This window comes from Allobosea sp. 67-29 (assembly GCF_001898115.1).
Classification (GTDB): domain Bacteria; phylum Pseudomonadota; class Alphaproteobacteria; order Rhizobiales; family Beijerinckiaceae; genus Allobosea.
This window is the reverse complement of the sequence record NZ_MKSQ01000008.1, coordinates 373606-386078: the sequence shown is the minus strand read 5'-3', so window position 1 is coordinate 386078 and position 12473 is coordinate 373606. Positions and strand designations below refer to the sequence as shown.

Sequence of the window (12473 nt, the reverse complement as noted above, 5' to 3'; positions counted from 1 at the left end):
CATCAGGGGCAGATGCCGAGCGTTGACACCGCCGAGCCTCAGGCGATCTTCCGGGACGATGCCGGCACGCTGGCCGTTGCGCTGGCCGGCTCCTGGAGCGCGGACCGGGCCCCGCGACTGGAGAAGCTCGTCGGCGAGATTTCGGGCCGCTTGCAGCATGGCGCCCGCGCGCGCCTCGATCTTTCGGACGTCAGCCGGCTCGATACGCTCGGCGCCTATGTGCTGAACCGCCTGAAGGCCCGGCAGGAGCGCGACGGCGCCTCGGTCGAGATCGTCAGCAGCAGGCCGGAGCATGGCATCCTGCTCGCCGAGGTCCAGATCCACGACGAGGACAAGCCCCGTTCCCCCGACCATTTCAGCGTGGTCAGCGTGCTCGCGAATATCGGCGAGGCCGTGGTGCGTTTCGGCCGCGACATGGTGGGCGGAGCCATGTTCCTCGGCGAGGTGGTGGTCGGCTCCGCTGCGGTCGTGCTCGGTCCGCGCAAGTTCCGCGGCCCATCGCTCGTCAACCAGGTCGAGCTGATCGCCTTCAACGGCGCGCCGATCATCATGCTGATCTCGTTCCTGGTCGGCTGCATCGTCGCGCAGCAGGGCATCTTCCAGCTTCAGCAGTTCGGCGCGACGGCCTTCGTCGTGAACCTGGTCGGCATCCTCGTGCTGCGCGAGCTTTCCGTGCTGCTGACCTCGATCATGATCGCCGGCCGCTCGGGCTCGGCGTTCACGGCCGAGATCGGCTCGATGAAGATGCGCGAGGAGATCGACGCGCTCCGGGTCATGGGCCTCGATCCGATCGAGGTGCTGGTCGTGCCGCGCATTCTCGCGCTCATCATCTCCTTGCCGATCCTGACCTTCATCTCCTCGATGGCCGGGTTGACCGGCGCCGGCCTCGTTGCCTGGCTCTATGGCGGCATCGGCGTCGACACCTTCCTGGCCCGGCTGCAGTCGGTCATCACCTGGAAGCATTTCGCCGTGGGCCTGATCAAGGCGCCCTTCATGGCCTTCGTCATCGGGCTGATCGCCTCGATCGAGGGCCTCGCCGTGAAGGGTTCGGCCGAATCGCTCGGCCGCCAGGTCACCGCCTCGGTGGTGAAGGCGATCTTCATGGTCATCGTCGTCGACGGCCTGTTCGCGATCTTCTTCGCCTCGATCGAGTTTTGAGCATGGGCGAGCGCGACATCGGCCTGGAGGCGGCGCAGCGACGCGACGGCGGCGGAGAGCCTGCGGGGCAGGGCGGGTCCGGCGCCATCATCCGCGTCCGCAATCTCAAGGTCGCCTTCGGCGAGAAGGTCATCATGGACGGCCTCGATCTCGACGTCATGCGCGGCGAGATTCTCGGATTCGTCGGAGGCTCCGGCCAGGGCAAATCGGTTTTGACCCGGACGATCCTCGGTCTCGTGCGCAAGCAGCGCGGGATGATCGAGATCTTCGGGGAAGACGTCGACCGGCTTTCGCCGCCGCAGCGACGCCGGCTCGAACGGCGCATCGGCGTGATGTTTCAGCAGGGCGCCTTGTTCTCCGCGCTCACCGTGAAGCAGAACATCCAGGTGCCGATGCGGGAATATCTCGATCTGCCGCCGGACCTGCTCGACGAACTGGCGATGGTGAAGCTCGATCTCGTCGGCCTGCCGCAGGATGCGGCCGACAAGGCGCCTTCCGAGCTCTCGGGCGGCATGATCAAGCGCGCGGCGCTGGCGCGCGCCCTCGCGCTCGATCCCGAGATCGTCTTCCTCGACGAGCCGACCTCGGGGCTCGACCCGATCGGCGCTGCCGAGTTCGACGATCTCATCGTGACGCTGAAGGAGACGCTGGGCCTCACGGTGTTCATGGTGACCCACGATCTCGACAGCCTGTATGATGCCTGCGACCGAATCGCTGCGTTGGCGGACAGGAAAGTCATCGCCGTCGGCCCGCTGGCGACGATGCTGGCATCCGACCATCCGTGGCTGAAAGCCTATTTCGGCGGAGAGCGCGCCATGGCCCGGCAGCCGGCCGGGAAGCGGGAGCAAAGCGGCTAACCATGGAATCGCGTGCCAACTACGCTCTCGTCGGTCTTTTCACCTTGGCGGTCCTCGCGGCGGCGTTCGGCTTCGTCTACTGGTTCAACAGTGGCGGCGCCGGCCGCAAGGAAAACATCCGCGTGATCTTCACCGGGTCGGTGACGGGGCTCGGCCGCGGCTCGAGCGTACTCTTCAACGGGTTGCGCGTCGGCGAGGTCACCAATATCGAGCTGCAGCCGGACGATCCCAGGCGGATTTACGCCGTCATCCAGGTGTCCTCGACCACGCCGATCCGCGAGGACACCCGCGCGCGCATCGAGGCGCAGGGCCTCGCCGGCGTCGTCGCCCTCCAACTCATCGGCGGCGCACCAGACGCGCCGGTGCTGACGGCCAAGCCCGGCGAGCCCATGCCGACCATCATCGCCGAGCGCTCCGAACTGCAGGACATCATCGAGACTGTCCGCAACGTAGCGCAGAAGGCCGACGGCATGCTCACCTCGCTCGACGGGCTGATCAAGCAGAACCGCGAGCCGATCAACAACACGGTGCGGAACGTAGAGAAATTCTCCGAGGCGCTCGGCAAGAACTCCGACGGGCTCGACAAGCTGATGGCCGGCTTCGGCAACATCGCCGACACGATCCAGCCGCTGTCGCAGAAGCTGCAAAGCCTCAGCGAGGAGTTGACGGAGGTGGTCAAGTCGGTGGACCGGCAGAAGGTGGCCAATATCGTCGACAATGTCGACAAGTTCACCGGGGCGCTCGGCGGATCAAGCCAGGAGGTCAGCAAGGCGGTCAAGGATATCGCCTCGATCACCGACAAGCTCAATCACGCCGCCGATCAGGTCGAGGGTGTTCTGAAGGGCGCGCAGGCCTTCCTCAACACCGCCTCGGGTCCCGATGGCCGCAGCGCCCTGACCGAGGTCTCGGATGCTGCCAAGTCGATCCGCGTCCTCGCCGACAACCTCGACAAGCGCACCGCCGAGATCACCCTCGGCATTAACCGCTTCACCGGGTCGGGGCTGCGCAATGTCGATTCGACGGTGTCGGAGGCGAAGCGCGTGCTGACGGAACTCAATCGCACGCTCCGGAATTTCGAACGCAACCCGCAGCAATTCATCTTCGGCGGCAAGCCGCCGCTCCCGCAATACAACGGATCCCGCTAGCCGATGACGACCGAGGCATTCCAGACCGTCATGGCCCGTCGCAGCTTGCGCGCGCTGGTCCTCTCCGCCGGATTGGCCCTGGCCGGATGCGGCGGCGGGCCGACGCCGACCACTTTCGACCTCACGGCCCCCAGCGGTTTCGGACGTGTTGGCGGCTCGCACGCCACGATGGTCGTTGCCCGGCCGACCGCCGTGCAGACGCTCGATTCCGACAGGGTCATCGTCAAGGATTCGAGTGGCGCGCTCTCCTTCCTGGGCGGCGCGCAATGGGCCGACCAGGTGCCGGCGCTGGTGCAGACGCGGCTCATCCAGACCTTCGAGAACGCCAGCCGCATCGGTTCGGTCTCGGCGCCGGGGCAGGGCATCACGCCGAGTCTCCAGCTCGTCACCGATATCCGCAGTTTCAACATCGACGCCGCTTCCGGCACGGCCGTGGTCGAGATCACCGCCAAGATCGTCGGCGATGCCAGCGGCAGGATCCAGCGTGCCAAGCTGTTTTCGGCCCGGGTGCCGGTGGCTGCGGTGGATGGCCCTGGCGCGGCTCAGGCGCTCGACCGCGCGCTGTCGCAGGTGCTGATCGACATCGTCCGCTGGGCGCGCTGATCGGCTGTCCGCTGGCTAGGTCCGCGATGTTCCGGCGCGGCGAATCGACCTAGGCTGCGACGCCGGTTTGGCCCGAGCCGCCCCCCTCCAGCGGGAAGCATCAGCATGCGGGGCTTTCGCGACGTTCCGACCGACTGTTCGGGCACACGCATGAGGAGGGATTGCGCCGTCTGCCTGCGATAGGAGGTCTCCGCATGAAGCTCTCGGTGCCGATCCATCATCTCAAGCGCAGGGCCAAGCTCCTGCATCGCCGCGAACAGATTCCACTTCATGCGGCGCTCGACCGCATCGCCGCGGCCGAAGGCTATCGGAGCTGGAGCCTGCTCGCTGCCAGGCAGCCCGTTGCCAGCGCGGCGACGGCGCTCAATCGCCGGCTCGAACCGGGCGACCTGGTGCTCGTCGCGGGCCGCCCCGGCCAGGGCAAGACGCTGGTCGGCCTCGCCCTCGCCGCCGAGGCGGCCAGGGCAGGGCGTCGCAGCGCGTTCTTCTCGTTGGAATATACGCCGGCCGACGTGGTCGAGCGCCTGCGCGTGCTCGGCTTCGAGAGCACTGAGCTCGAAGTCTTCTTCGATCTCGACTGCTCGGATGCGATCAGCGCCGGCTATGTCGGAACGGCGCTGGCGTCGGCTCCGTTCGGCACGCTCGCTGTGATCGACTATCTGCAACTGCTCGACTATCTGCAACTGCTCGACCAGCGCCGCGACACGCCCGAATTGTCGCGACAGATGCGCGACCTCAAGGCGCTGGCCCGCGAACGTGGACTGATCATCGTCCTGCTCTCGCAGGTCGACCGGTCCTACGATCCCGCCGCCAAGCCGTTTCCGGACATCACCGATATCCGCCTTCCCAACCCGGTCGACCTGCGGCTTTTCGACAAGAGATGCTTTCTGAACGGCGGCGACATCCGCGTCGAGACCGCGGCCTGAAGCCGCCCCGAGGGGACGGCGACACAGGCCGGAAAAGAGAAGGCCGCCCGGAGGGGCGGCCTTCGCCGTTTTTCGCGATGCGAGATGCGCAGGCTTACTCGAAGCGCCCGCTGGCATGGGCCAGCATGGTGTAGACCTTGCCGGTCTCCGAAGTCAGGTAGGTCTTCGCCACCATCGAGTCGCGATCGTCCTTCGACGCCTCGCCGAGCAGCCGCTCGAACTCGTCGATATAGCGGTCGACCGTGTCCTTGAACTCCGAGTCGCGCCGGTACTTGCGGCGGATCTCGTCGAAGGTCTGCTGGCCCTGCAGGGTGTAGAGCCGGCGGGTGAAGACATTGCGCTCGCCGCGCTTGTAGCGATCCCACAGCTCGACGGCGGCGTCGTGGTCGATCATCCGCGCGATGTCGACCGAGAGCGAGTCGAGCTTCTCGATCGAATGCGTCGTCGGCTTGCTTGCTTCCGGCGCCTTGTCGTCGCGCGAGGCGCGCACCAGCAGGTCCGAAAGCCAGCCGGACTTCGCGGGCTGCTGCGGCTCGGGCACCCGGCGTGAAGCCTCCTGGGCCGGAGCGGGGCGCTGGGCGGGCTTGGCCTCGGGCTGGGCCGATCCGCTGCGGGCCCCCGGCTCGCTGCGGGGCGCTTGAGGCGCGGCGTCGAGCGAAGGACGCAGGGCAGGGCCTTCGGCCACGGCAGGCTTGGGCGCCGGCGGCGCATAGGCCGGAGCCGGCGCGGCCGCGACGCTCATCCGGCGCGGAGTGCCCTGGTCGATCGGCAGCGAGACGTCGCCACGGCGACCGGCCCGGGTCACGATATCGGTGAGATCGTTCAGGGCCTTGATCTGCTCGGCAACCACGCGGCGCATGGCCGAGGCCGATTCCTGCGTCTCCTGGGGCAGCTCGAGCACGCCGCGCTTCAGCTCGGCGCGCGTCGCTTCCAGCTCGCGCTGGATTTCGCCGGTGACGCCGCGCATCTCCTGCGCCGCCTTCTGGAAGCGCTCGGTGACCTTCGACAGCTCGCCGCCGATCTCGCTCGTGACCTCGGCATAGGCTGCCCGCAGGGCTTCCGCCGTGCGCTCGCGCTCCTTGCCGGTCGTGGCGCGGATCGTCTCGAACTGCTGGGCGATGGCGCTGGTGGTCGCCTCGGCCGAGTCGGAGAGCACGGCGCCGATCTGCCGGGCGCGCGCCTCCGCGGTGCCGAGCGACTCGTCGATCAACGAGGAGAAGGAGCGGGTGATCGCCTCGACATCGTCGGTGCGGCTGCTGATCAGGCCGTGCAGCTCCTCCAGCGAGTCGCGCCGCTCGGCCAGAGCCTTGCCGACACGGGCCTCGACCTGTTCCAGCCGGCCGACCACGGCGCTGAGCGCCGCGCTGCTGGCTTGCGAGACCTCGCTGAGCGAGGTGCCCTTGTCGTCAAGCTGGGCGATGAGGGCGGTGGCGTCGCGCAGCGTGCCTTCCGAGAAGCCCTTGAGATCAGCGATCTGCGTCGTGACCTGTTGCGAGGCGCGGTTGGCCTCCTCCATCACCGTGCCGATCACCGTCTGCAACTCGCCGACCCGGGTCGACAGCCCGTTCTCGACGGCGGCGAGGTTCTTGTTCGCGCCGTTGACGATCTGCTGCATCAGCTTGTTGGCCTCGCCGAGGCGGCCGAGCATGCCGCCCAGCTCCTCGCGCAGTTGCTCGTTGGTGCCGACAAGCGCCTCGATCGACTGGCGCGAGCCGGTTTCCAGCGTCTCCCGTAGCGCATTGGAGGATGTCTCCACGGCATCGGCGATCGCGGCTCCGCGATCGCGCAGTCCGGCGACGACGGCATTGCCGCGCGCCTCGAGGGCGCGCACCACGGTCTCGCCCGCCGCGGAAAAGGCTGCGGCAAGCGCTTCGCCCCGTTCGCCGAGCGCGTCGATCATGCCGCTGCCCCGGGCGTCGAACAGGCTCCGGAGCGCCTCCGTGCGCTCGTCCAGCGAGGCCGAGACCGTCTCGCTGTGGCGCTCGAGCGCGTCGACGATGATGGCCCCCTTGCGGTCGAAGATCGCCTGCAATGCACCGGTCTGCTCGTCCAGCGCATGCGAGATGGCGCTGCCCTGCTGGCCGAGGGCCGCGACGATGTCGCCGCCCTTGTCCTCGAACAGGCTGCGCAGCTGCTCGGTGCGCGCGTCAAGCGCGGTCGAGATCGCATCGCCCCGGCGTCCAAGCGCGGCCACGATGCCGAGCCCGCGGTCGTCGAACAGGGTCCGGAGCTGCTCGGCGCGCTCGTTGAGCGCAGCCGCGATCGCCTCGCTCTGCTGGGCGAGGGCCGAGACCATGCCGGTGCCATTGTGCTCGAAGAGGCTGCGCAGTTCCTGCGCACGCTCGGCGAGCGCCGCGGCGATGGCTTCGGAACGCCCCTGCAGCGTGCTTGCGATCTCTTCCCCGCGCGTATCCAGCGTCTGCGAGACGGTGTCGAGCCTGCCGACCACGCGCTCCTCGAAGCGCGCCACACTCTGGTCGAGCGTGTCGGCGATCTGCAGGGCGCGGCCGCCCAGCGTCGCGTTGATCGTATCGGCCTTGTCGCTGAGCGTGCGCGTGAGCGATTCGCTCTTCGACGTGACGACCTCCCCGATCTCGTCGGCCTTGAGCGCAAGGGCGCGCGTGACCTCGCGCCCGCCTTCCGCCAGTACGCGGGCGATATCGACCGTGCGTTCCACCAGCGCCTCGTTGAGGGCGGTGGCGCGGGAGCCGAGGCTGCCGTCGATGCGGGCGATCAGGCTGTCGAGAGCACCGGCGATCTCGGCGCTCTTGGCGCCGGAACGCTCCTCGAACAGCTTGATCTGTCCTTCCATCGCATCCGCGGCCTCGCGGGTGCGGTTGGCGAGCAGCTCGGCCGCTTCCAGCGCGCGGGTCCCGACCTTGTCGGCCAGCGAGACGCCGTCCTGCGAGATCAGCTTCTCGACTTGGGCGATGCCGCTGTTGAGCGCTTCCGTCAGCTCGCGCGCGTCGCCGGAAATCTTCGCGGTCAGCGTGCCGCCCTGATGGACGATGATATCCTCGAAAGCGGCCAGGCGCGTCGCGAGGCTCTCCTCGACCTGCCGGCCCTGGCTGTCGAACAGCTGCGACAATGCGCCGAGACGTGACCCGATGGCCGTCTCGATCTCGTTGCCGCGCTCGTCGAAGAGACGGCTGAGAGCATCGTGGCGGCTGGCGAGCGCGTCGGACAGTGCCTGGGCGCGCTCCTCGACCGAGCGCAGCATCGTGTCCGCATTGGCGGCCAGCGTCGCGCCGACGCGTCCGCTCTGGTCGTCGAGTGCCAGGACGAGGGCGTTGCCGCGCTCGTCGAAGAGCTTGGTCAGCGCGTCGTGGCGAATGGCCAGTGCCTCGGTCAGCGCCTGGGCACGGTCCTCGACCGAGCGCAGCATCGACTGCGCGTTGGCGGTGAGCGCCTCGTTGACGCGGCCGCCTTGCTGGGTCAGCGCCATCACGATCTCGCGGCCGGTGCCGGCGAGCATGGTGCGCGCATCCTCGGCATGGACGGTGAAGGTCTCGCGCAGCCCCTGCGTCGCCTCCGTGACCCGGTCGGCGACATGGCGGCCGTCGACATTGATCGTCTCGGTGAGAGTGCGGGTCGCCTCCGTCATGCGGCGCGCCAGCTCCTCGCTTTGCTCGCCGAGCAAAGTGTGGACTTCCCGGCCGGTGCTGACGAGATCGCGGACCATGGTCTCGCGATGTTCGCCGAGCAGTTGGCCGACCTTGTCGCCGGCTTCGCCGACGCTGGCGAGGAAGCCGGTTTGCTGCTGCTCCAGCGCGGCGCGGGCGCCTTCCACCGCGTCGGTCACGCGAGCCGCCAGGGCAAGGCCGCGCTCGTCGAGCTTCTGGTCGATGCTTTCGCCGGTTTCGGCAAGACGGCTGACAAGAGCGCCCGAGCGCTCCGACAGGATGGCGTGCACCGAGCGGCCGACATCGGCGATCCGGCTGGCCACCGCCTGGCTCTCGTTGCCGAGCAGGTCCTTGAGCTCGAGCCCGGCCTGGGAAACCTTCACGGTCATGGCGCCGGCCTGCTCATCGAGCAGGGCACTGACGCGCTCGCCAGTCTCGGACAGGCCCGAGATCATGCGCTCGCTCTCCTGACCGACGACACGGCTGACCTCGTGGCCCGCCTGGGTCAAGCGGCTGACAAGGACTTCGCTCTCGTCGCGCAGGCGTGTCTCGACCGCATTGACGGCGCCCGACACGCTGGAAACCAGCGCCTCGCTGCGGTCCTCGAGGAGCTTGGCGACTTCGGCGCCGGCGCCCGAAACGCGGGCGACGACGCTGTCGCTCTGCTCGCCGACGAGCTGGGCGAGATCGCGCCCGGCGCCGGACACGCGCCCGACGAGCGCGTTGGCCTGTTCGTCGAGCAGGGCGTGAACGGTTTCGCCGGTTTCGTTGAGGCGCGTGACGAGCCTGCCGCCATGTTCGTCGAAGAGGCCGTTGACCCGGTCGGCGACCTCGGTGATGCGATGGGTCAGCGTCTCGCCGTGCTTGTCGACCGCCGAGCCGAGCGACTGGCCGGCATCGCCGACGCGCAGGACGATCGATTCGCCGCGCTCGCGCAGCAGGTCGTCGACGGTCTTGACCGTTTCGTTGAGGCGGTTGACCAGCGTGTCGCCATGCGTGCCGATCAGCCCGTGGACATTCTCGCCGACCTCGGTGAGGCGCGCGGCGATAGCCTCGTTCTGACGGGTGAGCAGGTTGTTGACGCCGCGCCCGACCTCGGTGAGGCGCACGGTGACGCTCTCGCCCTCGCTGGAGAGCGCGTTGCGCAGCGCCTCGCCCGATTCCGCCAGGCGCTGCTGCAGGGCTTCGCTCTGGCTCTCGATCAGCGAGACCATGCTGCGGCTCGAGACCTCGAAGCGTTCCGCCGCCTCGACGCCGCGGGCGGAGATGTCCTTGGCCAGCGTCTCGCCGGTCGCCTTCAGCGTATTGTTGACGGTCTCGACCCGGGTGGTCAGCGTCTCGGCGACCTGCATGCCGGTCTCGCTGATGGCGCGGGTGACGTTCTGGGCTTCGCTGGTGAGGCCTTCGGTCAGCGCGATGCCGGTCTTCTCCAGCGAGCCGGCGATCTCCTTTGCGCGGCCGTCGAGCATCGTCGAGAGGTTGTCGCTGGCGCCGGCCAGCCGCTCGGACACCTCGCCCGAGGTGACCTGGAGCCGCTCGACGAGATCATGGCTGCGGCCGCTGATCTCCTCGATCATGCGTTCGCCGGCCCGGCCGAGCGCCTGGGTGATCTGGTCACCCTTGGCGCCGAGCGAGCCGGTGACGCGGTCGCCGGCCTGCGCGATCGCCTCGGCGATGCTGCGGCTGGCGCCGTCGAGATCCTTGGCGATGCCTTCATGGGCTCCGCTGATGGCGAGCTTGACGCGCTCGGCATTGCCAACCACCGCCTCGCGCTGGGTGACCAGTTCGTCGATCAGCGAGCGCAGACGGATTTCATTGTCCGCATAGGCGCGCTCCAGCGTCGAGATCTCGCCGCGGACGATGGTTTCGAGTTCGCCGGCGCGCGCCACGGCGCGCTCGATGCCGTCGCCCATGGCGGCGACCTCGCGGCGGATGGTCTGGCTGAGGGAGAGCACGGAATCGGCGCCTGCCACCTCCGGCTCGGCCAGGCGCAGCGCGACCTCGGTCATCGCCCGCGAGATGAGGCGCATTTCCTGCGTGCGGCGGTAGAGCGCCGCGAGCACGAAGAAAAACACGACCGGCGCGCCGATCGAGAGCGCGAGCAGCGTCCACTCGCCGATGCCGAAGGAGGCGACGGGCTCCGGCAGGCCGTTGCTGAAGGAGCCGAAGCGATGGAACAGCACGAAGGCGGCACCGCCCAGCCAGGCAAGCGATGCCAGCGCTGCGAACCAGTAGGGCTTGCGCGACGGGCGCACCGCGAAGGCCTGAACGAGCGAGCTGGAATCGCGACGGTCGTCATTGGCGACGCGGCTGGTATCTGGCGCGATCGCGGGACGCTGAGGCTGCGCCGCCTGTTGCGCTTCCTGGGGCGGGGCGGCCGGCGCGGCTGCGGGCTCGACGCGCGGCAGCTCGAGCTTCAGGTCGTTCTCGCTGGTGGCGGGCAGGCGCGGCTCGGCCGAGACCGGCGTCTCCGTCTCGCCCTGCGGCTGCTCGAGGCGAAGAGCCTCCTCGATCGCCGACATCGCAGCTTCAGTGGGGTCCTGGAGCTTCTTGGGTCGATTCATGGTTGCCGCCTCGCCACGCTACTGAAGATGGGTACGAACCCATGCGCCGCTGCCCGGCCGCCTCTGGCCGGGTGGACGGCGACACTGCGCCCATCATTTACCAATTGGAAGGGTACTGAAGCCCCGGACCCTTGGAAACCCATTTGAGTGCCTGATTCACAAACGTCGTTAACGCCTCGTTCACCATCAAGGCGCTTCTTGGAATGGGTTGGACCGCCCGCCGGCCGGCTCCAGATTCATGCGTTCAAGCGGTTCCCGAGTTCCTGCAATGTCCCAGACGGCCATCGACACCGCGCATCTCTCCCGCCAGAGCGGCGGAGACCATGCGCTGGAGCGTGAGTTGCTCACGCTTTTCGCCCAGCAATGCGCCAAGCACCTGCGCACCATCCATGGCAGCGCCGATCTGCAGGCGCGGCTCGACGCTGCCCACAGCCTGAAGGGCGCCGCCCGCGCCATCGGCGCGTGGCAGGTGGCCGAGGCCGCCGATGCGGTCGAGCTGCGCCTCGCAGAGGCGGATCAGCGCCGGACCGAAGCGGCGATGGACGCGCTGACGCTTGCCGCCGCCGAGGCCCGTGCCGCAATCTGCCGTTCGGACTGCGCAGCCTGAGCAATGCGTCGCAGCGCCGCAAACATTTCGCCTTGCCTGGAAATGCTCTAAGCGAGGCCGGTCATCCCCGCTCGCGCGCTGGCTGCGTCCGGGCGCGCCGCCGGAGTGCGTCATGCCGAATATCACCTATATCGATGCCCATGGAGAGAGCCGCACCGTCGAGGCGGAAACCGGCTCGACCGTGATGGAGGCGGCGATCCGCAACGCGATTCCCGGCATCGAGGCCGAATGCGGCGGCGCCTGCGCCTGCGCAACCTGCCATGTCTATGTCGACGAAGCCTGGATGGAGAAGGTCGGCCAGGCCGAGCCGATGGAGGAGGACATGCTGGATTTCGCCTTCGACGTCCGGCCGAACTCGCGCCTGTCCTGCCAGATCAGGGTCCGGCCCGATCTCGACGGCCTGGTGGTCCGCACGCCGGCGCGGCAGGGCTGATACAAGGACGCGACCATGCCTCGGTGCCCCCTGTCGGCGCCGGGGCATACGTGATTTGCGTTGGATCAATGCGTCTTGTCGGGCAGACTTCAGGATGGTGATGCCGCCAGCCTTGAGGAGGTCGCGATGTTCAAGTCGATCATGGTTCCCGTCGATCTGGCCGAGGCGGAGCTCGCCCAGCCGGCGATCGACAATGCGGTGGCCTTCGCCAAGGCTTCTGGCGGCACGGTGCGGCTGGTCTATGTCCGCTCGCTGGTCCCCGTCACCTACATGGAGTTCGTGCCGGCCGATTTCGATGCCGAGCAGCAGGACGACGCCGAGGCCAAGCTAGCCGAGATCGCGGCCAAGATCGATCTTCCGCCGGAGCAGGTTTCCGCGAAGGTGCTGATCGGGTCCGTGCATGGCGAGGTGCTGGCCGAGGCCGATGCCAGCGGAGCTGACCTCATCGTCATCGGCTCGCACGAGCCCGGCATGCTGGCCTACGTCATCGGCTCCAACGCATCGGCGATTGTGCGTCGTGCGAAATGTTCCGTGATGGTGCTGCGCCACGCCTGAGG

General features: G+C 68.3%; 9 protein-coding genes. 8 read left to right on the top strand and 1 reads right to left on the bottom strand.

The window, feature by feature from the left end; genetic code table 11:
- Positions 1-12 precede the first annotated feature (12 nt).
- The 5 genes from BGO20_RS08435 to BGO20_RS08415 all read left to right on the top strand — a co-directional run bounded on the left by BGO20_RS08435 (position 13) and on the right by BGO20_RS08415 (position 4689).
- Positions 13-1158 (top strand): ABC transporter permease, encoded by a 1146-nt coding sequence (locus tag BGO20_RS08435; RefSeq protein ID WP_291661429.1) that lies wholly within the window; start codon positions 13-15, stop codon positions 1156-1158.
- Positions 1159-1292: 134 nt separating this feature from the next.
- Positions 1293-2015 (top strand): ABC transporter ATP-binding protein, encoded by a 723-nt coding sequence (locus tag BGO20_RS08430; protein ID WP_291661724.1) that lies wholly within the window; start codon positions 1293-1295, stop codon positions 2013-2015.
- 2 nt (positions 2016-2017) lie between these two features.
- Positions 2018-3160 (top strand): MlaD family protein, encoded by a 1143-nt coding sequence (locus BGO20_RS08425; RefSeq protein ID WP_291661427.1) that lies wholly within the window; start codon positions 2018-2020, stop codon positions 3158-3160.
- Positions 3161-3163: 3 nt separating this feature from the next.
- The gene (locus BGO20_RS08420; protein ID WP_291661425.1) at positions 3164-3763 is read left to right on the top strand and encodes an ABC-type transport auxiliary lipoprotein family protein; all 600 of its coding nucleotides are present in this window, start codon (positions 3164-3166) and stop codon (positions 3761-3763) included.
- A 194-nt stretch (positions 3764-3957) separates the two neighbouring features.
- Positions 3958-4689: a DNA helicase gene (locus tag BGO20_RS08415; protein ID WP_291661424.1), complete on the top strand. Its 732-nt coding sequence runs from the start codon at positions 3958-3960 to the stop codon at positions 4687-4689.
- A 94-nt stretch (positions 4690-4783) separates the two neighbouring features.
- Here the strand turns inward: BGO20_RS08415 and BGO20_RS08410 are convergent, their stop codons facing one another.
- Positions 4784-10876, bottom strand: a complete 6093-nt coding sequence (locus BGO20_RS08410) for an apolipoprotein A-IV repeat region-like domain-containing protein (RefSeq protein WP_291661423.1) — start codon at positions 10874-10876, stop codon at positions 4784-4786.
- A gap of 268 nt (positions 10877-11144) precedes the next feature.
- On the opposite strand from BGO20_RS08410, the gene BGO20_RS08405 reads away from it, so the two are divergent.
- From BGO20_RS08405 to BGO20_RS08395, 3 genes are all read left to right on the top strand, one after another.
- Positions 11145-11483, top strand: a complete 339-nt coding sequence (locus tag BGO20_RS08405; protein WP_291661420.1) for an Hpt domain-containing protein — start codon at positions 11145-11147, stop codon at positions 11481-11483.
- Between the two features lie 112 nt (positions 11484-11595).
- Positions 11596-11916 carry a 2Fe-2S iron-sulfur cluster-binding protein gene (locus BGO20_RS08400; RefSeq protein WP_291661418.1) on the top strand — a complete coding sequence of 107 codons (321 nt, stop codon included), beginning with the start codon at positions 11596-11598 and terminating at the stop codon, positions 11914-11916.
- Positions 11917-11991: 75 nt separating this feature from the next.
- Positions 11992-12471, top strand: a complete 480-nt coding sequence (locus BGO20_RS08395; RefSeq protein WP_362889334.1) for a universal stress protein — start codon at positions 11992-11994, stop codon at positions 12469-12471.
- The last annotated feature ends 2 nt before the right edge of the window (positions 12472-12473 follow it).